Consider the following 22,949-nt stretch of genomic DNA (forward strand, 5'->3'; position numbering starts at 1 on the left):
GAGATCACCGCCGCAGCACTCGTGCTACTCAACCTTCAACGCGGGACCCGGCGATCACGCTGGTGAGAAAACCTCAGTGCCCCAGGTTACGGGCCTAGGCCTGACTGTCGCGCACGGAGCGGAAGATTCACCCTCTTCGCCTCGAAGGGCTTCAACGCAGTGGACTCAGCGCTTTACGGCGCGGTGGGGACGAGACGACTGGTGTAGCCCGCTCTGACGAGCCGCTCGTAGGCGGCGACCGTTCGTCTGTCGAGTGGCTGAGGTTCGGCGAACCCGGCCTCTGCGTAGACCCAGATCCTTTGGGTGTCGCCGACTAGCATGTTGAGAACTCGGTCGACGTCACCGATCGAAGCGATGTAGCCGTCGAGAGCCTGTGACCGGGCTGAGCAAACAACATCCAGTTCGGCCAGAGCTTGCGGGCTGTCGCGAATGCGCGACGCTGCTGGTACGGCCTGCTGACGATCGTGGCTGACGCTGGATGGAGTCCAAGGCCGCCCAGCAACTCACGGGTGAGGGTGAAGTTCTCGCCCGTGTTCGTCGCGCGCGTCTCGGTGAGGATTGCGTCGGCTGGCACCCCGAGGTCGTGCGCCCGCTCGGCATAGTGCATGGCCTCGCCCCGCGGGCAGACCTCGATGGTCGTCGGCGCGTTGGCGCCCGTGAAGACGATGAGCGGGAAACGGCCCTCATGCCAGAGCTCGGCGGCATGCTCGGCGACGCCGATGTCATGGCTGCCGAGTCCGATGGCGACCAGCTCCGCGACGCCCAGGCCGCCATCGGCACGAAGGTCACGCCACACGACTTCCGCCGCACCGTCGCCACGCAGGTCGCCAACTCGACCACCATCGCCAACGCGACCGCGCTGCTCGGCCACGCCGACGAGGGCACCACCGTGCGGCACTACGTGAAGCGGACCCACGTGGCGCCGGACCTTCGGGTCTTCATCGATCGGTTGGTCACGCAGGCGGCAGCGGCGAAGGGTGATGCCCCGTGAAATACGCCGCATCCCTCAGGATCAGCTGCGGTGTCCAGGCCCGATACTGGCGCCATGACTTTCCTGAGTGGCGCTCAGCTCGCCGACGTAGACGATCCTGCGTGGCCCGGCCTCTACGAACGCATCGATGCCGCGTCCGGCGCGCGGGCTCTACCCATCTCGCGCGCCCAGGGGCTCCACACGCTGGAAGCTCTCCAGGTCACAGCTCGGTCGACTCTCGGCGCGCTCGCCCTCAACTGTGGGGCGATCGTCGCCGACCACGGGTGGTTTCGCCTACTGGGTGGAGGAGGAGACGGTCTGCCGGACCTCGCGACCGCCAACCAACTGAGCCCCGACACGAACCCGGCGCCGCCCTCGTCTCTGCTCGTCGGGTACGACGTCATGGGGGGCCGCTTTGCCATCGACGGCGGCGGTCTGGGCGTGGCTCCAGGCGAGGTGTGCTACTTCGGTCCGGACACATTGACGTGGGACGGGCTCGGTGGCGGACACTCGGCCTTTGTGGAAGCCGTGGTGACCGGAGCGATGGGCGAGACGTTCGCCGATCTGCGCTGGAGCACCTGGCAACGCGACGTCGAAGCCGTGGCGCTCGATCAGGGGTTCAGCGCGTACCCGCCGCCCTTCAGCGAAGAGGGCCGCGACGTGGGCCGGGTATCGCGTCGTCCAGTTCCGCTGCACGAGCTCTTCGCCTTCTACGACGAGGCCGCCTCGCAGCTCTGAGAGCTCACCGCACCGGCCGACCCGCGTCCAACTCATCCTGCGCCGCGAGCCGTGGGCAAAACGGAGTGAAAAAGGAGTGCGGGGAACGACGAAGGGCCCCACGACCGCATGATTGCGCGGGTGGGGCCCTCGTGTGGCGGTAGCGGTGGGATTTGAACCCACGGAGGCTATGAACCTCACACGCTTTCGAGGCGTGCTCCTTAGGCCGCTCGGACACGCTACCTCGCCGGAAGAACCAGCCGTCCGAGGATACCCAACGGAGCCGCAGACCTGAAATCCGGTCTCGACAGGCTCAACCCAGCGGCGTTCGACAGGTTGGTTTCGACAGGCTCAACCAGCGGTTTCGACAGGCTCAACCGGCGATGCTCGACAGGCTCAACCGGCGCAGGGCGCTCCGGCGTCCCAGGGGCCGTTCACGTCGTCACCGGGTCGCGACCCGGCGGCGTACCAGAGCGCCGTGTGGTTGACGCCGGCCCGGGAGACGACGTCGCCCTTGCGGTAGATGGTGTCTCCGGACCAGTCGGCCGCGCACTCGGCCGCCGCGGGAGCGGGCGCGGTGCCGCGCGGGCCGATCTCCTCCCACGGCCCGTGCGGGTTGCCGGGCGCCTGGTTGCGGGTCCACCACTTCGCCCGGTACTCGACGCCGTCGCGGGAGACGACGTCGCCCTCGGTGTAGACGCCGGTGGCATACCAGGGATTGGCCCCCTCGCCCGTCACCAGCGGCCCGGGCGTCGCCGCCCGCAGCGTGTCGGCGAGGGCCGAGCCCAGCTCGTTCCGGTAGTCGCCCGCGATGTCCCAGAAGTAGGCGCCGCCGTACCCGTTCTCCGCGACCCACTCCGCCTTCGCCGTCACGGAGCGCGGGGTGTCGAGGCTCCACCACTGGTCGCCGTCGTACCGGTAGCCGGCCACGGCGGTCTCGTCGTAGTACTCGGTGCCGAGGGTGCGCAGCTCGGAGTAGTTCTTGATGCCGACGGCGGCCTCGGCCGGCGCCCCGGGCGTCGGGTCGTCGACCCCGGACCAGCCCTGCCCGTAGGCGGCGAGGCCGAGCACGATCTGGTCGTCGCGGTAGCCCGCCGCGCGGTACGCGCCGAGAAGGCCGTCGGCGGCCAGGCCCCAGTTGGCGTCCTGGTCCGGCGCGTCCGGCCAGGAGTACGGGTGCAGGTTGCCCTGGTGGCCGGTGCGGTCCGCCACCCAGGTGCCGTGGTAGTCGTAGCCCTGCACGTTGAGGTGGTCGACGACGGCGGCCAGCCGCGGGTCGACCCAGCCGCCGCTGGTGCGGGGCTCCCAGCCCGCGGGGGCGAACCCCGTGAGCTCGTAGTCCTCGCCGGTCGCGGCGGCCCGCTCGTCGAGCTCGGCGCGGAACAGCTCCATGAGGGACAGGAAGTTCTCCTGGTCGACGTCGGGGTGCTGGCTCGGGTGCTCGCCCGTGGCGGCGGGCCACTCCCAGTCGATGTCGAAGCCGTCGAAGATGCCGGCCGCGGCGCCGGCGCCGCCCTGCGCGCCGACGGCGGGCAGGTCGCCGTCGAGGTAGAGATCGATGCAGGAGTCGACGAGCCGCTCGCGGCTCTCGGCGGTGAGCGCGGCCTCGGAGAAGTTGTCCGACCAGGTCCAGCCGCCGATCGACAGCAGGATCTTCAGGTCGGGGTAGATCTCCTTGAGCTTGCGGAGCTGGTTGAAGTTGCCCGCGAGCGCCTGGTCGGCGGCGTCGGCCACGCCGTCGACCGAGTCGGCTGCCCCGACGAGGCGCAGGTAGTCGTTCTCCGGGTCGCCCTCCGGGCCCTCGGCCCCCTGGGCGTCCGTGATGTCGCACACGAGGTCGCTCGTGACGTTGCCGAACGCGTAGTTGAGGTGCGTGAGGTCCGCGGCCGCTCCGGTGCGCACGAGGTCGGCCACCTCGTAGTCGTGGGAGTCGGACGGGCCCCAGCCGGGGAAGTAGCCGAGCGTCGTGAAGCCGTTGACGCCGTCGGCGTCGTGGCCGGACGACCCGGTGGGCGGGGACGACGGAGTCGCGGGCACCGCAGACGCCGCGCCTGCGGTCAGCCCGACGACGGCGGCCGCCGCGACGAGCATGAGGGCGCCATGGCGGCGCGGGGACGGTCGATGTCTCATCGGGAGCCTCGTTGCTTCCTCCGGGCGTACCCGGAACCAGGTTTGTTCGGGCTCCTGCACATTAGCGCGCACGTGCGCCGGTGACCAGGTTCGACAGGCTCAACCAGCGGGTTGCGGGGCTTCGACAGGCTCAACCAGCGGGTCGCGGGGCTTCGACAGGCTCAACCAGCGGGTCGCGGGGCTTCGACAGGCTCAACCGGCGGACTCGTCAGAAGACCGGCTTGCCGCCCGTGACCCCGAGCACCGTGCCGGAGACGTAGCTCGCGTCCCGCGGCGAGGCGAGGAACACGAACGCGGGCGCGACCTCCGCCGGTTGGCCCGCGCGGCCGAGCGGCGCGTCCTGGCCGAACTTCTCCAGCTTCTCCTCCGGCTGCGTGGCCGGCTGCAGCGGGGTCCAGATGGGCCCGGGCGCCACGGCGTTCACGCGGATCCCGCGCGGGCCGAGCTCGGCGGCGAGGTTCACCGTGAGGTTGTTGATGGCCGCCTTGGTCGACGCGTAGTCGAGCAGCGACGACGACGGCTGGTAGGCCTGGATGGACGAGTTGTTGATGATGCTCGCCCCTTCGCCCAGGTGCGTCAGCGCCGACTGCGTGATCCACAGCAGCGCGTACAGGTTGGTCTTGAAGACCCGGTCGATCTCGTCGGTCGTGATGTCCTCGACCGACTCGCGCCGCGCCATCTGGAACCCGGCGTTGTTCACCAGCACGTCGAGGCCGCCGAGGCCCTCGACCGCCTTGCCCGGGAGCGCCCGGGCCGTGGCCTCGGCCGTGATGTCGCCGGGCAGCAGCACCGCCGTCCTGCCCGCCTCGCGGACCCACCGCGCGGTCTCCTGCGCGTCGTCCTCCTCCTCGGGCAGGTAGCCGATCGCCACGTCCGCGCCCTCCCGTGCGAACGCGATCGCGACGGCGCGCCCGATGCCGGAGTCGCCGCCGGTGATCAGCGCCCGCAGGCCCGACAGGCGGGCGGCGCCCTGGTAGCTCTGCTCGCCGTGGTCGGGCACCGGGGTCATCGCGCCGGTGAGCCCGGGCGGCTCCTGCCGCTGGGCGGGGAACGACTGCTGGTCGTCGGCCATGCTGTCTCCTTGGTGGTAGGGGTCGCCGCGCGGCTCGCTCGGCTCGCTCGTCCGTCGGGTCAGGCGGCACGACGGCGCGCGAGCTGCGCCTCGTGCTCGTGGGGTCGCTGGCTGGGCCGGATGGCGTTGCACGCGTCGCGCACCCGCTCCCGGGCGGTGCGGCCGAAGCCGTCGCCAGCCGAGAGATGCTCCATCACCTGGGCCGCCGCCTCCCGTAGCGTCGCGCCCGAGGCACCCGCCGCCTCGGTGAGCAGGCTCTCCGCCTCGCGCTCGTCCACGCCGTGCACGGCCATGAGCACCCCCTTGGCCCGCTCGATGGCGGCCGCCGAGACGAAGGCGCTGTTCAGGGCGCGGCGCACGTCGCGCTGCACGGCCTCGCGCTGCACGGGCGTGACGTCGATGACGTACCCGGCCACCGCGTCCGGGCACCCGTCGCGACCGCGGCGCACCTGCCCGGTCACGAGCAGGGTGCGGGGGCGGCCGTGGGCGTCGACGGTCCGGCGCGCGGTCACGATGGGGCCACCCGCCGCCAGGGCGCGAGCGGCGTCGTGCACCACGCGGCTGCGCTCGTCGGGGTGCAGCCGTGCCTGCAGCGCGTCCGCGCCAGGCTCGACGGCGCCCGGCTCCTGACCGAGGAGCACGTCGACCTCGTCCGACCACCACCACCTGTCGGTCTCCGTCTCGGCCCGGTAGCGGCCGATCAGCAGGTGCGTCCCGACGGCCAGGGCCTCGGTGAGACGGTCGGTGCCGGCAGGGGGATGTGTCGTCATGGTGGCCTCCAGGGGATACGGAGGATCGGTGCCGCTTCCTGACGCCGGGACCTCACGCTAACGCCGAGGACCGAAGTCAGCCACCGGGTCCGGCCCGGAGCGGGCGATCTTCGCGCACGTCGTGCCGCACGACCGGCGCTCGGCACGCAGGAGCGCTAGCCTCGGCGGCATCGGCCAGGACGTGGTCGACGCGCTCCCTGAAAGTGGGGACCGATGTCCCAACCCCTGAACGACCCACAGCCCGAGCACGTGCTGGCCGTCGGCGACACGACGACGATCGGCCGGTACCGCGCCGACCTGGCCACCGAGCGCTGGTGGTGGTCCGACGAGACTTTCCGCATCCACGGCTTCGAACCCGGCGACGTCGTCCCGACGACCGCCATGGTGCTCGCGCACAAGCATCCCGACGACCGGGACCGGGTCGGCCATATTCTCGAAGGCGCCCGTCGCACGGGCGAGCCCTTCGCCTCCGTGCACCGCATCGTCGATTCCCAAGGCGGCCACCACGTCGTCTCGATCGTCGGCCAGGGCCAGCGCGACGACGCCGGCGAGATCGTCGAGCTCGTGGGCTATGTGCTCGACCTGACCGCGAGCGTCAAGCAGTTTGCGGCCGAGGGTGCCGACGCCTCGATCCAAGCCGCGGCACGCAGCCGTCGCGACATCGAGCAGGCCAAGGCGGTGGTCGCCGTGGCCCTCGGCGTCAGCGACGAGGAGGCGTTCGCCGTCCTGCGCAGACGATCCAACGTGACGAACACTCCGGTGCGGGAGCTGGCGAGCCGCCTGATGGAGCGCGCGCACGCCGGCGCGACGCGGGACGAGCGGCTGGCGCCCGTGCTCGAACTGCTCGACGAGCCGGCCCCCGACCGCGGGCTGACCGCACCGCCGATCGACCGCACCGCCGGCTGACCGCCGGGGCGGGCCCCCGTCACCCGGCGTCGAAGCGGTCCTCACCCTCCTCGTCGGGGTCGTCCTTCGGCTTCTCGCCGGGGATCGTCTCGATGTCCGCCGCCTTGCCGGGCACCGGCGTCGTGTGCTGCTCGTCGACGTGCTGCGAGCCGCCGGTGCTGTCGTCGTCGCGGTCCTCGGCCATGCGGTCGTGGCCGGTCGGGCTCTCGCTCATCGGTTCTCCTCAGCTCTCGGGGAACGGTGGGACAGGGTGTTCCCGCGGTGCGGTGGCGACGGCCTGTCGCTTGAGCGTGCACCGTAACTCCGCCGTGGTCTCCTCACGATCCGCCCGTCCCCCACCAGGTCAGGGCGCTCCCCGCCGTCAGCGCGCGCGACGGCGGGCGAGCACCGGACCCCCGGCCTACCGTCGAAGGATGGCGTCGAGTCGGGACGCGCCCACCAGCCGACCGCCATCGGACACAAGACACAGGACACCCCAGGTCGACACGAGGAGGCCGTCATGCCAGCCGACCAGCGCCCCTTGGCCCCGCCCCTTCCCGACGAGCCCCTTCCCGACGAGCCCCTGCCGCGACTCGCCACCGAGCTCGAGCGCATGCAGGGCCTCGACAAGGCGGCCGGGCTCTTCGATCGGCTCGCGCGCACCGTCGTGCCGTCGACGGGCCGCGTGCGCGACGAGCTCCGCGGGCGGTCGGTGGGCCATCCCGTGCACAGCACGCTCACCGACCTGCCGATCGGCCTGTGGACGAGCGCGCTGGCGCTCGACCTCACGCGACCGCCGGGCCACGCAGCCGCTGCCCGGCGTCTGGTCGGGCTGGGACTGCTCGCCGCCCCGCCGACGGCCCTGACCGGCCTCGCGGACTACCGGGCGCTCAGCGTGCCGGCGCGGCGCGTCGCCGTGGTGCACGCGTCGTGCAACGCGGTGGGCACGCTGCTGGCCCTGGCCTCGTGGCGGGCGCGACGCTCGGGCCGGACGGGCGCGGGTGCGCTGCTGACCATGGTCGGGATGGGCGCGGCGGGTGCGGGCGGCTACCTCGGCGGGCACCTCGCGCAGGCGATGCGCGAGCCGCGCCACATGCCGGGGGCGGGGTGACCATGCGCGCCGTGACCTGGCAGGGCCGGGAGAGCGTCAGCGTCGAGGACGTGGCCGACCCGCGCGTCCAGGAGCCGACCGACGCCGTGATCCGAGTGACGTCGACCGCGATCTGCGGGTCGGACCTGCACCTGTACGGCGTCCTGGGGATGTTCCTCGACGCCGGGGACGTGCTGGGGCACGAGGCGATGGGCGTGGTGGAGGAGGTCGGCAGTGCCGCGGGCGATCTCGCCGTCGGGGACCGGGTCGTCGTGCCGTTCACCATCTCCTGCGGACAGTGCTGGATGTGCGCCCGCGGCCTGCAGTCGCAGTGCGAGACCACGCAGGTGCGCAGCCAGGACAAGGGCGCGGCCCTGTACGGATACACCCGCCTGTACGGCCAGGTTCCCGGCGGCCAGGCCCAGTACCTGCGGGTGCCCCAGGCCCAGTACGGGCCCCTCGTCGTCCCCGACGACGGGTCTCCCGACGAGCGCTACCTCTACCTGTCCGACGTGTTGCCCACCGCGTGGCAGGCGGTGGAGTACGCGGACGTCCCGGACGGCGGGAACGTGCTGGTGCTGGGGCTCGGGCCCATCGGGCAGATGTCGGCGCGGATCGCCCGGCACCGCGGCGCCGAGATCGTCATCGGCATCGACCCGGTGCCGGAGCGGCGGGCCATGGCCCAGCGCCACGGCGTCACGGTCTTCGACCCGGCCGAGGAGGGGGTGCGCGCGGCGGTGCTCGACCTCACGGACGGTCGTGGCCCGGACTCCGTCGTCGACGCCGTCGGCATGGAAGCGCACGGGTCCCCGCTCGCGGAGACCACCCAGAAGCTCGTGGGCCTGCTGCCCGACGTCCTGGCCGCGCCGCTCACCGAGCGCGGCGGCGCGGACCGGCTCGCCGCCCTCCTCGCGGCGGTCGCCCTCGTACGGCGCGGGGGCACCGTGTCCCTCTCGGGCGTCTACGCCGGCGCGAAGGACCCGCTGCCGATGATGCAGCTCTTCGACAAGCAGCTCACCCTGCGCATGGGCCAGGCGAACGTGCGCCGCTGGACCGACGGCCTGCTGCCGCTGGTGCAGGACCCGGCCGACCCGCTCGGTGTGCTCGACCTGCGCACCCACCGGTTGCCCCTGGAGGACGCCCCGGGGGCCTACCGCACGTTCCAGCGCAAGGAGGACGGCTGCGTCAAGGTCGTCCTCGACCCCTGGGCGAACCACGCCTAGGCCGCGCGCCGCGCCAGCCGCATGACGAGGTAGACGCCGAGGCCGACGACGAGGAGTGCGCCCGCCAACGCCCAGTGCTGGGCCTCCTGCTGGGTCAGGAGCAGCAGGCAGGTGGCGATCGCGAGCACCGGCATCACCGTCGGAGACCGGAAGTGGTCGTGCTCGACCTGGTCGCGGCGCAGCACGAGTACCGCGATGTTGGTCGAGAGGAACACGAAGAGCAGCAGCAGGACGACGGTGGAGGCAAGGTCGACCAGCTCACCGGTCGCGGCGAGCACGATCGCGACGGCGGTGGTCACCAGGATGGCCACGCCCGGGGTGCGGCGCCGCGGCAGCACGCGGGCGAGCGGTGCGGGCAGCAGCCCCTGCTTCGCCATGCCGTAGGAGAGCCGGCTCGTCATGATCATGGTCAGCAGCGCCCCGTTCGCGACGGCCACGAGCGCGACGACGGCGAAGAGCTCCGGTGAGACGGCCCCGGCCGCCCGGACGACCTCGAGCAGGGGGCCGGAGGACGCGGCGAGCTCGGACGGGGGCACGACGGCCGGCGCGACGAACCCGAGCAGCACGTACACCGCCCCGGCGGCGGCGAGCGCACCGAACAGGGCCCGTGGGTAGACCCGGGAGACGTCCCGGACCTCCTCGGCGAGGTTCGCCGACGTCTCGAAGCCGACGAACGAGTAGAACGCGACCAGCGCGCTCCCCAGGACGGCGAGCCCCACGGAGGTGTCCTCCGGAGGGGTGAACGCCCCGCTGAGGTCGGCGTCGCCGCGCCCGATCACCCACGCGCCCAGGACGATGACCAGCACCAGGCCGGCGGACTCGATCACGGTCATCACCACGTTGGCGCGCAGCGACTCCCTGATCCCCCACGCGTTGACGAGCGCCACGACCAGCAGGAAGACGATCGCGGCCGGAACCTGGGGGACGTCGAGGAACGCGGTCAGGTACTCCCCGGTGAAAGCCAGCGACAGCCCGGCGGCGCTCACCACCCCGGCGGACAGCATGCAGAACCCGACCAGGAACGCGACCAGAGGACTGCCGAACGCCTTCTCGGCAAAGACCGCCGACCCGCCTGCCCGGGGGTACTTGGTGACGAGCTCGGCGTAGGAAAAGGCCGTCAGCATGGCCATGGCGAGCGCGACCGCGAAGGACAGCCACACCAAGCCCCCCGCGTCCCCGGCCATCTCGCCGATGAGTGCGTACACGCCGGCGCCGAGCACATCGCCGAGGATGAACAGGAACAGCAGGTGTCCGGTCACGGCGCGGCGCAGGCCGATCGGACCAGTGGTCTCCGTGCTCGTCATCCGGCCGAGTCTGGCGTCCCGACGACGTCCACGCTCGCCGAGCGACCTGGCTCCGGGAGCGCCCAGATGCAAGCACCCGGCTCCGGGGTGACGGTGAGAGCCTTGAACCGGCCGACGAGGAGACGCGACATGTACCTGCACGTGCAGCGATTGATCAACGACATCGAGACCGACGAGCCGGACCCCGCGGCGGCGAACGCACTCCAGGAAGGCCTGGGCGGCCAGTTCGGTGAGATGCGCACGATGATGCAGTACCTCTTCCAGAGCATGAACTTCCGCGGCCCCACGGCGAAGCCCTACCGGGACCTGCTCCAGGGGATCGGCACCGAGGAGATCAGCCACGTCGAGCTGATCGGCACCACCATCGCCCGCCTGCTGGACGGGTCTCCGCGGTACAACGGGAAGAAGACCGACCCGCTGGACACCCCCGGCGCCGGCGGCGACACACCGCTCGGCCTGGCTCTGGGGACCAGCAACATCCACCACTACCTCGTCGCCGCCCAGGGAGCTCTCCCGGTGGACGCCGCCGGCAACCCGTGGAGCGGCAGCTACGTCTACAACTCCGGCAACCTCGTGCTCGACCTGCTCTACAACCTCATGCTCGAGTCGACCGGCCGGCTCCAGAAGTGCCGCATCTACGAGATGACGGACAACAAGGCCGCCCGCTCCACGATCGCGTACCTCATCGTGCGCGACCAGGCCCACGAGAACGCCTACGCCCGGGCCCTTGAGACGCTCGGCGTGAACTGGTCGACCGTGCTGCCCATCCCCAAGACGAACGCCGAGAAGTTCCCCGAGGTCAAGAAGCTCCTCGACCTGGGGCTGCAGTCCAAGCAGTACACCTTCGACCTCGAGGGCGCCTCCGAGGCCGGACGCATCTTCCAGGGCATGTCCCCGTCCAACGACGGCACCTCTCTCGATGCGAGGGAGCAGGCACCCGCCGGAGTCCCCTCCACGATCGCGCGCGAACGCTTCGAGGAGTTCTCCCCGGGCCTCGACCCCGACCTGCTCGCCCTCGTCCAGGCTACGGCGGACCTCGAGATGGCCGCCGCCGCGGACCCGCTCTTCGGGCCCACGACCTGACGCCTGGGCGGGGACGCGGCGGTCAGGTCTGCTCCCGGAACGCGCGCCGGCGCGCGTACTCGTGCAGGCGGTCGAGCGTCGCGAGCTGACGCTGCACGCGCTCGACGAGCTCGCGGAACTGGGCGGGGTCGAGGCCGAGGTCGTCGGCGTGCTCCTCGAGCGTCTGCCAGCCGCCCAGCTTCCCCACCACGGCCGACCGCATGAGCTCCGTCTCCAGCACCACCGACATCGGCGACCGGGTGACCAGCCGCCCGTTGAGCTTGAGGCGGCCGACGCGCTCCGCCACCCCGGCGAGGAGCTGGCGGTGGCGGCGCCGGGGCAGGCCCAGCGCCTGCAGCAGCCGCACGTACAGCTCGCGCTCGCCGCGGATCTGCTCCGCCAGCTCGACCAGCTCCGCGTGCAGCGGCAGGTCCCCGTAGTCCCCGACCATGCGCTCCACCCGGCCGAGGCCCGCCGTCGCGCCCGTCAGGTGGTCGGAGAGGTACAACCCGAGCAGGTCCCGGTCCAGCCCCGGCGGCACGGCGGGGTCCGTCCCCCGCAGCGGGAGGGTCGACGCGCCCGCCGGCCGTGAGGGGTTCGGACGCAGCGGCGCCGAGGCGAGACCACGGCCGTCGGCCATCCCCCGCACGACCTCGTCGAGCGCCTGCGCCGCGGAGTGCCGGGGCTGCCACCCGAGCTCGACGGTCGCCCGGGCGGTGTCCATGACCGGGGCGCCCATCGCCATGTCGACCCAGCCGGGATCGGTGGGCACGACGTGCGTGCGGTAGGCGAGGGAGACGGCGGCCCGCACGGCCGCGACCGGCACCTCGGCCAGGCGGCCGTGGTCGACCAGCCGGGCGACGTCCCGGCCGCGCAGCACGTCGTGCGCCGCGACGTTGAACGCGCCGCCGGCCTGCTGGAGCACCACCCGGCGGTAGGCGTCCGCGGCGTCGTCGGCGTGCACCGCCTGGAACCGCAGCCCCGCGGGCAGCGGCAGCACGGGCGGGCGCCCGTGGCGCAGTAGCCCGACGGGCAGGAGCCGGCCCACGAAGTAGCGCACCACCTCGGCCCCGGCGTCGCCCTGGAACACCAGGGCGGCGCGCAGCCGGGCCACGACGACCTCAGGGTGCTCGCGCTCCAGCTCGTCCAGCACGTCCTCCTGGGCCGCCTTGTCGACGCTGTAGTGCGACGTCGGCACGCCGCCGGTGGGCCAGCCCTCGCGCCGCGGTGAGTCGTCGCCGACCGGCGAGTACGCGCCCACGGAGGACGCGACGACGAGATGCGGGACGCTCGCGCGCGCCACCGCCCACGCCACGCGCCGGGTGCCCTCGACGTTGGTCAGGCGCAGGAGTGCGCGGTCGCGGTGGGGCTGGGTCAGCCAGGCGAGGTGGACGACGGCGTCCGCGCCGCGGAACAGGGTCGTCAGCCGCTCGACCACCTCGTCTGCGGGGTGCGTCAGGTCGAGGGCCGCCCACTCGGCCCGGCGGTAGGGCTCGGCGGTCCGGTCCGGCAGGCGCCGGGCGACGCCCAGGAGCGAGGTGACCGCCTGCTCGCCCCCCAGGGCCCTGAGGACCGCGGTGCCGACGTTCCCGGTCGCTCCGACGACGACGATGCGCATGCCCCACCGTGACACCGGTCCCCGGTGCACGCAGGTGGGCCGCGGTGTCACACCGCGAGCGCCCCCGCGCCGCGCTGCAGGACGAGCACCAGCGCCCCGGCGGCCAGCTCGTCACCGGACCCGGATCCCCGCTCCGCCAGAACCCGTTCGCGGAGGTCGGCCAGCGCCGTGGCGAACCGGTCCGCGGTCTCGGCGCGACCTCCCTCCGTCGCGTCGGCGCGCAAAGCACCGGCGTACGCGAGCAGGGCGGTCCCCGTGGCCGGCCGCAGCCCAGGGCCCAGCACCACGCGGTCGTAGCCCTCGGCGTCCCGCGCGATCAGCAGGCTCGCGGCGTCGTCGACGACCGCGGCGGACGTGCCGAGCTCGTGCGCGCGGTGGCCCTGGGTCTCCGTCCGGTCCCGGTGCCTGCGCACGCGCGGGTTCCCGCGCGTCGCCTCGTGGGTGCTCGCGACCGCCGTCCGCGCCAGCTCGATCACGGGCTGCAGGTCGCGTCGGCGGCGCTCCCACTTGTCGACCGACAGGGCCTCGTCGCCGTCGAGCGCGTCGGCGAGCTCCTCGAGGTGGTCGGCGAGCGCGTCGCGCAGGCGGTCGAGCGCGCGCTCCGACGGCGTCAGGGGCAAGGGCGGCAGGACGAGGTTGACCCCGATGCCGATCACCGCGCCCACCACGACCAGCCCCGAGAAGGCGCCGACGTACTCGGCCGTCTGGACGTCGCCCAGGATGAGCACGAAGAGCGCCGACGTCGCGACCCAGGTGCCCATCTGCCCGAACCACCGCCACCCGGCACAGAGCAGGGCGACCCCCACGACGAGGGCGACGGAGAACGCGCCCGGAGACAGCACCACGTCCGCCGCCCGGGCGATGAGGATGCCGAGCAGCAGTGCCCCCACCGCCTGCACGGACTCGCGCACCGAGCGCGCCAGCGTGCTCGTGGTCGCGATCACCGCGCCGAGCGGCGCGTAGTACGGGTAGTCGGAGAGCGGCGCAGGCGCAAGCACGCCCACCGTCCAGGCCAGGGCGGCCGCGACGGCGCCCTTCAAGGCAATCGACCAGCGCGGGTGCAGCATCCAGGCGCGGCGTGCGGCGACGAGGAGACGCGGCGCAGTCATCCGAGCTCCCGCGAGAGTTCCGCGTACTCCGGTGACAGCCGGACGCGCTGCTTGCCGCCGACCGCGCTGGGCCGCCTGTGCTCGCTCAGCGGTGCCTCCTGCGGGTCGCGGCCCTCACGGTCCTGCTCCCGTCCCGGCGCGTCGTCCTGCTCGTCGAGCACCTCGAGCGCGAGCCGCACGTCGGTGACGACGCCGAGGGCCGCACCGTCGGGTCCGAGCACCCGCGCGTCGAGAAGGTCGCCAACGTTCATGACTCCGCCTCCGGGTCGTGCCGTCCGCTGGGGATGCGCGCGATCAGCCGCTCGCGCACCCAGTGTTCCACCCAGTCGGCGTCGAGCCGGTCGGAGGGCACTGTGAGCTCGACCGCAGAGCCTCGTGACCAGCACCGAGCCCATGAGGATCCCGGCGACGTGCGCCGCCTGTCCGGGCACTGCCTCCCGGCCGCCCGGGGCCGGCGACCTCGAGGTCGTCGACGATGGTCACCGGATCGCCGTCCACCATCGCGGTCGACGCCGGAGGCGACGGGGCGCTCGACTCCGCCGATGGCACCACGGTCTCGGGCGGCACGGTGCGGCTGTCGGCTGGACTACCTCGCCAGCAGCCGGAACCTCGCGCACGACCGCAGCGTCGTACGCTCGAACGGTGCAACCTGTGCCCCGGCCGCTCGCCCCGACGTACCAGGACCGACGGTGGGAGATCCCGCCGGACGCGGTGGTGCACCACGGCACGGTGGACGACGCGGTGCGCGTGCTGCGCGGGCGGACGATCACCGCGCTGACGGGCGCGGGCATCTCCACCGACTCGGGGATCCCGGACTACCGCAGCCCGGACTCGCCGCCGCGCGCGCCGATGACGTACCAGCAGTTCGTGGCCGACGAGGCGTTCCGCCGCCACTACTGGGCGCGCAACCACGTGGGCTGGCAGGTGGTGCGCCGCACGGAGCCGAACGCGGGGCACCGCGCCCTCGTCGCCCTGGAGGACCGCGGCATCATGCGCGGCGTCATCACGCAGAACGTGGACCTGCTGCACGAGGACGCGGGGTCGCGGCACGTCATCGACCTGCACGGCCGCTACGACCGGGTGATCTGCCTGCAGTGCGGGCGCGTCATCAGCCGCGCGCACCTGGCGGAACGGCTGGACGCCCTCAACCCCGGGTTCGTCGAGTCGGTGCTCGCCGAGGGCACCACGGTCGCGGACATCGAGACCGCGCCGGACGCGGACGCCGTGATCGAGCAGACCGGCCACTTCGTGCCGGCCGCGTGCGAGTTCTGCGGCGGGGTGCTCAAGCCGGAGATCGTGTACTTCGGCGAGAACGTGCCCCGCGAGCGGGTGGAGCGCGCGTTCGCTCTGGTCGACGACGCCGACGCGCTGCTCGTGGCGGGCACGTCGCTCACGGTGATGAGCGGGCTGCGCTTCGTGCGGTACGCCGCGAAGGCGGAGAAGCCGGTGGTCATCGTCAACCGTGGCGCGACGCGGGCCGACCCGCTCGCGACCGTGAAGGTCGACGCCGGTGTCACGGCCACGCTCACCACCCTGGCCGAGCGGCTCTGAGGGCGGCTACCGGCGCGTGGCCGGCCTCGCGATGGTGTCGGCGGCGCCCCGGGCGACCTCGCCGATCGCCTCGAACCGGTCCTCGGTGAGCCGGCTCCCCGGACCCCAGATGCTCACGACGGCGAGCGGGTGGCCGTTGGAGTCGAGCACCGGCGCGGAGATCCCGAACGCCGATGCCTCGAACTCTCCGCGGCAGACGCCGTAGCCGCGGCGCCGCGTCTCCTCGAGCTCGACGTCGAGGGCTTGCCGGTCGGTGACGGTCGTGTCGGTGTACCGCTTGAGGCGCCCGACGAGCAGCTTGCGGGCCGACTCCGGGGGCAGGGACGCGAGCAGCGCCTTGCCGGTCGACGTCGCGTGGAAGGGGACCACCCGTCCGTGCCAGGTCGCCGCCACGACCGAGGTCGGGGCGACCTCGTCGACGTAGGTCAGCCGGCCGGACCGGAACACGGCGAGCGCAGCCGTCTCTCCGGTCTGCAGGCACAGCTTCTCGAGCACGTGGTGCGCGGAGCGGATCACCGTCTCGACGCTGCCCGCTCCCGCGAGCTCGACGAGACCCACCCCGATCTGCCACTCGCCGGTCCGCCGGTCGCACGCGACCATGCCCTCCGCCTCGAGGGTCGTGAGGATGCGCCACGCGGTGGCGCGGTTGAGCCCGCATCGGACGGCGAGTGCCGCCACCGTGGCGTCCCCGGGAGCACCCGACCTGGCGACCGCACGCAGCAGCGCGACGGCCCGATCCACGGACTGCACCCGCCCGCTCCGACGCGTGCTCTCGACCCCGTTGATGGCCGTTTCATCCACCTGCCGACTCCTTTGCCGCCGCTTTCCTGTCGCCCCAGGCCAGGTTGACTCGACCCACGGGACCCCCTATGTTCGCATCGCTCAACCATGTGCTCGCAATGCGAACAAGGAGAGAACAAATCTACAACGGACTCGGCCCGGGTGGTCGCGGGGTGTCGCGGCGCGACGTACTCCGACTGGCGGCGATCGCGGCAGCAGGAGCCGTCAGCGCGACGGCGCTCGCAGGGTGCGGCACCGTCCCGCAGGCGCCCGGCGCCTCGGCACCGCGGACGCGTGGCGGCATCCTCAGCCACGGCGCCACGGGCGGAGGCCTCAAGGACTCGCTCGACCCGCACTTTCCCGTGACCAACCCCGACATCGCCCGGGTGAACAACCTGTACGAGCCGCTGCTCTTCTGGGACTCGGGCTACCAGCTCGCCCCCGCGCTCGCCACGGCCGTGACCCCGAACCGCGACGCCTCGTCGTGGACGGTGGAGCTGCGCCGCGACGTCCAGTTCCACCACGGCAAGACGATGACCGCCGACGACGTCCTGTTCACGATGGCGCGGATCACCGACCCGGAGACGGGCGCTGCGGGCGCGCTGAGCGACGTCCTCGACATCAAGAACTCGAAGGCCCTCGACCCGCACACGGTCCGGTTCGCCCTCAAGCAGCCCTACTCGGTGTTCGACCAGCTGATCGCGGAGTACACGGCGGGGATCGTCCCGACGGACTTCGACCCGGCGAACCCCGTCGGCACCGGGGCCTTCCGGGCGGACACCTTCACGCCGGGCCAGCTCAGCCGGTTCCAGCGGTTCGACGACTACTGGGGCGACGCCGCCTGGGTCGACGAGCTGGTCATCTTCGACTTCGCCGACGACGCGGCCAAGGTCAACGCGCTGCTGGCCGGCCAGGTGCAGAGCGTCGACAACCTGCCCAACTACCTCGTCGACGCGGTCGCCGAGCAGGGCGCGTCCGCCCTCGTCTCCGACACCGGCGCGTGGATCCCCTTCACCCTGCGGGTGGACGCCGAACCGTTCTCGGACGTCCGGGTGCGCGAGGCCCTGCGGCTGGTCGTGGACCGCCAGCAGATGATCGACCAGGCGCTCGGCGGCTACGGATTCATCGGCAACGACCTCTACGCGCCCTTCGACCCCGCCTACGCCGACGACCTGCCGCAGCGTCACCAGGACGTCGACAAGGCCAGGTCGCTGCTCAAGCAGGCCGGCCAGGAGAACCTCCAGGTGGAGCTGGTCACCTCGACCGCTGTCGGCGCCGGCGGCGTCGAGGCCGCGAACCTCTTCGTCGACCAGGCCCGCCAGGCCGGCATCGACGTCCGTCTGAACAAGGCGGACCCCAACACCTTCTACGGCGAGCAGTATCTCCAGTGGCCGTTCGCGCAGGACTTCTGGGTCACCCGCAACTACATCCCGCAGGCCGCGACCTGCGCCCTGCCGAGCGCGCCGTACAACGAGACCCACTTCGACGACGCCGAGTTCCAGGGGCTGTTCGCGCAGGCGACCGCCACGGTCGACGAGCAGGAGCGCGGCGAGCTGCTGCACCGCTGCCAGGAGATCGAGCACGAGCGCGGCGGCCTCATCGTCTGGGGCTTCAAGAAGCAGGTCGACGGGTACTCCAACCTCGTCCAGGGATTCGAGCCCGACCGCTACCTGCCGAGCGGTGGATACAAGTTCCACCGCGTGTCCTTCGTCGAGGGAGCCTGACATGACCGCGACCGAGACACCCGCGAGCGCCACCCGGTCCGCCGGTACCCCCGGATCCCCGGGCGGAACCCCCCGGGGCCGCGGCCGACCCGGGTCCCCGGTCACGGCCTGGACGCTCTGGACCGTGCGGCGGGTCGGGCTGGCCGCCCTGACGCTGTGGCTGGTCTCCGCCCTGGTCTTCCTGGCCACGGCCGCCCTGGGCGACCCGGTCAAGGCGATCCTCGGCAAGGAGGCCGCCACCAGCCCCGGCCGCGCCGCCCAGATCCGCGAGCAGCTGCACCTGGACGAGTCGCTGTGGGACCGCTACTGGCACTGGCTCGGCGGCCTCCTCACGGGCGACCCCGGCACGTCGGTCGCGAACGGCCTGCCGGTGAGCGAGCTGATCGGCGACCGCGTCGTGAACAGCGGCATCCTGGTGCTGATCGCCGCGATCGTCATCATCCCGGTCGCCTTCGGCACTGCGCTGCTGAGCGCCCGCCACCGCGGCCGCAGGCTCGACCACGGGATCCAGCTCGTGGTGCTGACCCTCGCCGGGCTGCCGGAGTTCGTGGTCGGCATCGTGCTGGTCGCGGTCTTCTCCACCGTGGTGTTCCACGCCCTGCCGGCGGTCACGATCAGTGCCGGCGGCGAGGCGCCGTGGACCCAGCCGGCGTCGATGGTGCTGCCGGTGGCGACCCTGGTCCTCGTGGTCGCCCCGTATGTCATCCGGATCATGCGCTCGACGCTGCTCGACGTCCTCGACAGCGACTACGTCGAGCTCGCGCGCCTCAAGGGCGTCCCGGAGCGGGTGGTGCTGCGGCGGCACGCGCTGCGCAACGCCGTCGTCCCGGGCATCCAGGTGGTGGCGCTCCAGCTCGCCTGGCTGGCCAGCGGGATCGTGCTCGTGGAGTACCTCTTCTCCTACCCCGGCATGGGCGCCAGCCTCGTCGACAGCGTCCGCAACAGCGACGTCCCGATGGTCCAGGCCCTCGCGATGATCATCGCCGCCGTGTACGTCGTGGTGAACCTGGTCGCCGACGCCCTGTCCATCCTGTGCACGCCCCGCGAGAGAACGGCGATCAGCTCATGAGCAGCATCCAGCTGACTACCGGCACGACGACGAGCGAGGCCTCGACGGCGACCGCCGCCCACCGGGCGCGCAGCTCGCGGCTGACGGTCGGCGTCGTGATCACCGCGTTCGTGGTGCTGGTCGCCGTGGCCGGCCCGTGGGTCGCGCCCTTCGGCGAGAACCAGATCACCGGCGACCCGTACAGCGACGCGGGGCTCCTGGGGACCGACTACATCGGCCAGGACGTGCTCTCCCGGCTCCTGTACGGCGGGCGCTCGGTCCTCGTGGTCGCCCTCCTCGCCACCGTCGTCGGCCTCGTGCTGGGCGTGCTGGTCGGGGTGCTCGCGGCGTACGTCGGCGGGTGGTTCGACGAGATCGTGATGCGCCTCAACGACGCCGTGCTCGCCTTCCCCCAGATCCTGCTCACCCTGCTCGTGCTGTCCACCGTCGCGGAGCCGACGGCGTGGATGGTCGTCCTGCTGGTCGGCATCTCGCACGCGCCACGCGTCGCCAGGGTGGCCCGCGGCGTGGCGCTCGGCCTGACCCGCCGCGACTTCGTCACCTCCGCGGAGGCGCTCGGCGAGCGGCGGCTGCGCATCGTGGTGCGCGAGGTGCTGCCCAACATGAGCGGCCCCATGCTGGCCGAGGCCGGCCTCCGACTGACCTACTCGATCGGCATGGTCGCCGGCATCGCGTTCCTGGGCTTCTCCACGAACCCCGGCGCCGCCGACTGGGGACAGATGATCAACGAGAACCGGCTGGCGCTCCTGGTCCAGCCCTGGGGCGTGCTGGCGCCGGTGATCATGATCGGCATCTTCGCGATCGGCACGAACCTGATGGCCGACGGAATCTCCCAGCTCACCTCGAAGGGAGGCGACCGATGACGACGATCACGACAACACCCGGCGACCTCGATGCCCCGTCCGCGATCTGCTCCGTGCGCGGCCTGCGGGTCGCGCTCGCGAGCAGCGGCGTGGACGTCGTCGACGGGATCGACCTGACCCTGCGGCCCGGCGAGGTCGTGGGCCTGGTGGGCGAGTCCGGCTCCGGCAAGACCACCATCGGCACCGCGCTGCTCGGCCACGCCCGCACGGGTGCCGTCCTCGAGGCCGGCACGGTCGTCGTGGACGGTCACGACGTGCTCGGCATGCCCGCGGACGAGGTCCGGATGCTGCGCGGCGAGCACATCGCGTACATGCCGCAGGACCCGGCCTCGGCCCTCAACCCGAGCATCCGCATCGGGCGGCAGATCGTCGAGCTGCTCGAGCTGCGCGGCATCGACACCCGCGCAGGGCGTCTGGAGCGTGCCCGCGCCGGGCTGGCCGAGGTCGGCCTGCCCGACGACGACGCCTTCCTGGCCCGGTACCCGCACCAGCTCTCCGGCGGGCAGGTGCAGCGCGTCGCCCTGGCGATGGCGTTCCTCCCGCGGCCCCAGGTGCTCGTGCTGGACGAGCCGACGACCGGGCTCGACGTCACCACCCAGACCCTGGTGCTCGAGACGATGTCGCGGCTCTGCGAGACGCACGACGTCGCCGCCCTGTACGTCACGCACGACCTGGCCGTGATCGGCAACATCGCCGACCGGGTCGCCGTCGTGTACGCCGGCCAGATCGTGGAGCTCGGGCCACGGGAGCAGGTCTTCGCGCATCCGGCCCACCCGTACACGCGGGCGCTGCTGGACGCGATCCCGCACGTCGGGCAGGCCCGCGCCCTCAGCGGGATCCCAGGCCGTACGCCGCAGCCGGGCCGACGCCCGAGCGGCTGCCGGTTCCACGACCGATGCCGGTTCGCGACGGAAGCCTGTGCGACCACGGTGCCCGTGCCCGTCGACATCGGCGAGGGGCACCGGGCACGGTGCCTGCGCGCCGACGTCCTCGGCGCCTGGGACATCGACCTCGGCCGGGTGCCCGACGCCGTCACGGACGACGCCGCGCGCGACGTCGTGCTGTCCGTGACGGGGCTCGACGTGTCGTACGGACGCACGCAGGTGGTGCACGACGTCTCGTTCGACCTCGCCCGCGGCGAGTGCGTCGCGCTGGTCGGCGAGTCCGGCAGCGGCAAGACGACGATCTCCCGCAGCGTCGGCGGCCTGCACCGCCAGTGGTCCGGCCGGATCGAGCTGGACGGCCACGAGCTGGCCAGGTCCACGCGACGACGCAGCACCGAGGACCGCAAGCGCGTCCAGTACATCTTCCAGAACCCGTACCTGTCGCTGAACCCGCGGCAGACCGTCGGGCAGATCGTCCGGCGGCCGATGGAGCTGTTCGGGCTCGCCCGGGGCAAGCAGGCCACGGACCGCGCGGTCGAGCTGCTCGAGGCCGTCGCGCTCGGCCCGTCGGTGCTCGGTCTGCGCACCGACCGGCTCTCCGGGGGCGAGCGCCAGCGCGTGGCCATCGCCCGCGCCCTGGCTGCTCAGCCCGATGTGCTCGTGTGCGACGAGATCACCTCGGCGCTGGACGTCTCCGTGCAGGGCTCGATCGTCGAGCTGCTGGAACGGCTCCGCACGCAGCGCGGCATCGCCATGCTCTTCGTCACACACAACCTCGCGCTGGTCCGCTCCATCGCCACCCGGGTCGACATCCTCAGCGAGGGCCGGCTCGTGGAGTCGGGGCCCGTCGCCGAGGTCATGGAGCACCCGCAGCAGGACTACACGCGGACCCTGCTGGCCAACACGCCGCGCATCGACTGAGAGGCACGTTCCTTGACGCAGAGCACCAGCACCGACGGCGTCGCGGCGCTGCGGTTCATCGACCCGCACCTGTCCGGCGAAGGCTCCCCCGTGATGCCCCACGTGCGCGTCCCGGCGCCGCGGCCCAGCGCCCTGCCGGAGGCGCACCGCCACCTCGAGGTCGACGTGGCGGGGGCCGGGCACCTCGCCGACCTGGGGCGGTGGCGCGCCGAGACCTACGCGACCAGCCTGCTCGTGCTGGACCGCGGCGAGGTCGTGCACGAGTGGTACGCCGAGGGGCTCGGGCCGCGGACGAAGTTCCTCGGCGCGTCGATGACGAAGTCCCTGCTCGCCACGCTGGTGGGCCGCGCCGTCACCGAGGGAAGCCTGCGCCTCGCCGACCGGGTCACGGGCCACGTGCCCGAGCTCGCCGGGTCCGGCTACGCCGAGTGCACCGTCACCGACGTCATCACCATGACGACCGGGCTCGACTGGGTGGAGGATCACCGCGACCCCGACGGCGCGGCCGCCCGGCTGGTCGGCGCATTCCGCACCGGTGGCAGCACCCGGACCCTGCTCGCCGAGACGCGACCCAAGCACCGGCCGGGCACCCAGTGGGGGTACTGCACAGCGGACTCGCAGGTGCTCGACTGGGTCCGCGAGCGCGCCACCGGCGAGGCCTTCGCCGACGCCGTGGCACGCCTCTGGGCGGACCTCGGGTGCGCCGAGGACGCCGTCGTCGGCATCGACGGCGACGGTGCCGCCATGGCCGGCGGCGGCGTCGCCGCCACCGCGCGCGACTGGGCCCGGGTGGGCCTTCTCGCGCTCGACGGACGGGTGGGCGGCACCCCCGGCGGCACCCGCCTCCTCGCGGAGGACTGGGTCGCCGCCGACGGCGTCCCCCCGTACCCGTTCCTCGCTCCCGGGCGGCTGCCCAGCGCGTACACCACCCACGCGGGCTACTCCTGCCACTGGTGGCCGCTGGACACCGCCGGCCGGGTGCTCGTCGCCGACGGCAGCCACGGCCAGTTCACCCTCGTCGACCGCGACCGCGGCGTCGTCGTGGTCAAGACCTCCCTGTGGCCGTACGCCGACGCCTGGGAGGACCGGCACTACCGCGACCTCAGCTACCTGGGGCTCCAGGCGATCGCCGCCGCGGTGCCCGGCACGCGTCCCTGACCTCCGACCACCCACCACCGTCCGAACACCTCGTCCCCGAGGACCCCCG

General features: G+C 72.7%; 21 protein-coding genes and 1 tRNA gene. 11 read left to right on the plus strand and 11 right to left on the minus strand.

Features of this window, described 5'->3' with window-relative positions:
• Positions 1-313: 313 nt before the first annotated feature.
• A complete protein-coding gene (locus AC1C2V_RS17915; protein WP_495391002.1) occupies positions 314-1,003 on the minus strand; it encodes a YdcF family protein in 690 nt (229 codons plus the stop codon).
• Positions 1,004-1,045: 42 nt separating this feature from the next.
• On the opposite strand from AC1C2V_RS17915, the gene AC1C2V_RS17920 reads away from it, so the two are divergent.
• Positions 1,046-1,708, plus strand: coding sequence for a DUF2625 family protein (locus tag AC1C2V_RS17920; RefSeq protein WP_495391003.1), 663 nt, complete (start codon positions 1,046-1,048; stop codon positions 1,706-1,708).
• Between the two features lie 134 nt (positions 1,709-1,842).
• Here AC1C2V_RS17920 and AC1C2V_RS17925 read toward each other — a convergent pair.
• The 4 genes from AC1C2V_RS17925 to AC1C2V_RS17940 all read right to left on the minus strand — a co-directional run bounded on the left by AC1C2V_RS17925 (position 1,843) and on the right by AC1C2V_RS17940 (position 5,659).
• Positions 1,843-1,931 (minus strand) — tRNA-Ser (locus AC1C2V_RS17925).
• A gap of 152 nt (positions 1,932-2,083) precedes the next feature.
• Positions 2,084-3,817 (minus strand): glycosyl hydrolase family 18 protein, encoded by a 1,734-nt coding sequence (locus AC1C2V_RS17930; RefSeq protein ID WP_495391004.1) that lies wholly within the window; start codon positions 3,815-3,817, stop codon positions 2,084-2,086.
• A gap of 208 nt (positions 3,818-4,025) precedes the next feature.
• Positions 4,026-4,889, minus strand: coding sequence for an SDR family oxidoreductase (locus AC1C2V_RS17935; protein WP_495391005.1), 864 nt, complete (start codon positions 4,887-4,889; stop codon positions 4,026-4,028).
• A gap of 59 nt (positions 4,890-4,948) precedes the next feature.
• Positions 4,949-5,659 carry a PAS and ANTAR domain-containing protein gene (locus AC1C2V_RS17940; RefSeq protein WP_495391006.1) on the minus strand — a complete coding sequence of 237 codons (711 nt, stop codon included), beginning with the start codon at positions 5,657-5,659 and terminating at the stop codon, positions 4,949-4,951.
• A gap of 213 nt (positions 5,660-5,872) precedes the next feature.
• On the opposite strand from AC1C2V_RS17940, the gene AC1C2V_RS17945 reads away from it, so the two are divergent.
• Positions 5,873-6,565 (plus strand): PAS and ANTAR domain-containing protein, encoded by a 693-nt coding sequence (locus tag AC1C2V_RS17945; protein WP_495391007.1) that lies wholly within the window; start codon positions 5,873-5,875, stop codon positions 6,563-6,565.
• Between the two features lie 19 nt (positions 6,566-6,584).
• Here AC1C2V_RS17945 and AC1C2V_RS17950 read toward each other — a convergent pair whose 3' ends face one another.
• Positions 6,585-6,779, minus strand: a complete 195-nt coding sequence (locus tag AC1C2V_RS17950) for a hypothetical protein (RefSeq protein WP_495391008.1) — start codon at positions 6,777-6,779, stop codon at positions 6,585-6,587.
• Between the two features lie 285 nt (positions 6,780-7,064).
• Here AC1C2V_RS17950 and AC1C2V_RS17955 point away from each other — a divergent pair, with 285 nt between their 5' ends.
• A complete protein-coding gene (locus AC1C2V_RS17955; RefSeq protein ID WP_495391009.1) occupies positions 7,065-7,655 on the plus strand; it encodes a DUF2231 domain-containing protein in 591 nt (196 codons plus the stop codon).
• A 2-nt stretch (positions 7,656-7,657) separates the two neighbouring features.
• Complete coding sequence (locus AC1C2V_RS17960; protein WP_495391010.1) at positions 7,658-8,857, plus strand: alcohol dehydrogenase catalytic domain-containing protein; 1,200 nt, start codon at positions 7,658-7,660, stop codon at positions 8,855-8,857.
• Here the strand turns inward: AC1C2V_RS17960 and AC1C2V_RS17965 are convergent.
• The gene (locus AC1C2V_RS17965; protein ID WP_495391011.1) at positions 8,854-10,161 is read right to left on the minus strand and encodes an APC family permease; all 1,308 of its coding nucleotides are present in this window, start codon (positions 10,159-10,161) and stop codon (positions 8,854-8,856) included. The two genes, AC1C2V_RS17960 and AC1C2V_RS17965, sit on opposite strands and share 4 nt — an antisense overlap.
• 129 nt (positions 10,162-10,290) lie before the next feature.
• On the opposite strand from AC1C2V_RS17965, the gene AC1C2V_RS17970 reads away from it, so the two are divergent.
• Complete coding sequence (locus AC1C2V_RS17970; protein ID WP_495391012.1) at positions 10,291-11,244, plus strand: manganese catalase family protein; 954 nt, start codon at positions 10,291-10,293, stop codon at positions 11,242-11,244.
• A gap of 22 nt (positions 11,245-11,266) precedes the next feature.
• Here AC1C2V_RS17970 and AC1C2V_RS17975 read toward each other — a convergent pair whose 3' ends face one another.
• From AC1C2V_RS17975 to AC1C2V_RS17985, 3 genes are read right to left on the minus strand one after another with little or no spacing between them, the layout of a single operon-like run.
• Positions 11,267-12,841, minus strand: coding sequence for an NAD-dependent epimerase/dehydratase family protein (locus AC1C2V_RS17975; protein WP_495391013.1), 1,575 nt, complete (start codon positions 12,839-12,841; stop codon positions 11,267-11,269).
• A gap of 47 nt (positions 12,842-12,888) precedes the next feature.
• Complete coding sequence (locus AC1C2V_RS17980; RefSeq protein ID WP_495391014.1) at positions 12,889-13,950, minus strand: FUSC family protein; 1,062 nt, start codon at positions 13,948-13,950, stop codon at positions 12,889-12,891.
• Complete coding sequence (locus tag AC1C2V_RS17985) at positions 13,947-14,201, minus strand: hypothetical protein (protein ID WP_495391015.1); 255 nt, start codon at positions 14,199-14,201, stop codon at positions 13,947-13,949. The genes AC1C2V_RS17980 and AC1C2V_RS17985 overlap by 4 nt, the downstream gene beginning before the upstream one ends.
• A gap of 445 nt (positions 14,202-14,646) precedes the next feature.
• On the opposite strand from AC1C2V_RS17985, the gene AC1C2V_RS17990 reads away from it, so the two are divergent.
• The gene (locus AC1C2V_RS17990; protein ID WP_495391100.1) at positions 14,647-15,501 is read left to right on the plus strand and encodes an NAD-dependent protein deacetylase; all 855 of its coding nucleotides are present in this window, start codon (positions 14,647-14,649) and stop codon (positions 15,499-15,501) included.
• Between the two features lie 6 nt (positions 15,502-15,507).
• Here AC1C2V_RS17990 and AC1C2V_RS17995 read toward each other — a convergent pair whose 3' ends face one another.
• Entirely contained in the window at positions 15,508-16,302 is a 795-nt protein-coding gene (locus AC1C2V_RS17995; protein WP_495391016.1) for an IclR family transcriptional regulator, read from the minus strand.
• Between the two features lie 152 nt (positions 16,303-16,454).
• Here AC1C2V_RS17995 and AC1C2V_RS18000 point away from each other — a divergent pair, with 152 nt between their 5' ends.
• Genes AC1C2V_RS18000 through AC1C2V_RS18020 form a run of 5 tightly spaced genes read left to right on the plus strand, consistent with a single transcriptional unit; the run spans position 16,455 to position 22,900 of the window.
• Positions 16,455-18,005: an ABC transporter substrate-binding protein gene (locus tag AC1C2V_RS18000; protein ID WP_495391017.1), complete on the plus strand. Its 1,551-nt coding sequence runs from the start codon at positions 16,455-16,457 to the stop codon at positions 18,003-18,005.
• 1 nt (position 18,006) lies between these two features.
• Entirely contained in the window at positions 18,007-19,074 is a 1,068-nt protein-coding gene (locus AC1C2V_RS18005; RefSeq protein ID WP_495391018.1) for an ABC transporter permease, read from the plus strand.
• Complete coding sequence (locus AC1C2V_RS18010; protein ID WP_495391019.1) at positions 19,071-19,937, plus strand: ABC transporter permease; 867 nt, start codon at positions 19,071-19,073, stop codon at positions 19,935-19,937. The genes AC1C2V_RS18005 and AC1C2V_RS18010 overlap by 4 nt, the downstream gene beginning before the upstream one ends.
• On the plus strand, positions 19,934-21,742 hold the full coding sequence (locus AC1C2V_RS18015) for an ABC transporter ATP-binding protein (protein ID WP_495391020.1): 1,809 nt from the start codon (positions 19,934-19,936) through the stop codon (positions 21,740-21,742). Before AC1C2V_RS18010 ends, AC1C2V_RS18015 begins: the two co-directional genes overlap by 4 nt.
• Positions 21,743-21,754: 12 nt before the next feature.
• On the plus strand, positions 21,755-22,900 hold the full coding sequence (locus AC1C2V_RS18020; RefSeq protein WP_495391021.1) for a serine hydrolase domain-containing protein: 1,146 nt from the start codon (positions 21,755-21,757) through the stop codon (positions 22,898-22,900).
• Positions 22,901-22,949 lie beyond the last annotated feature (49 nt).

Source organism: Isoptericola sp. Y541, assembly GCF_059445465.1.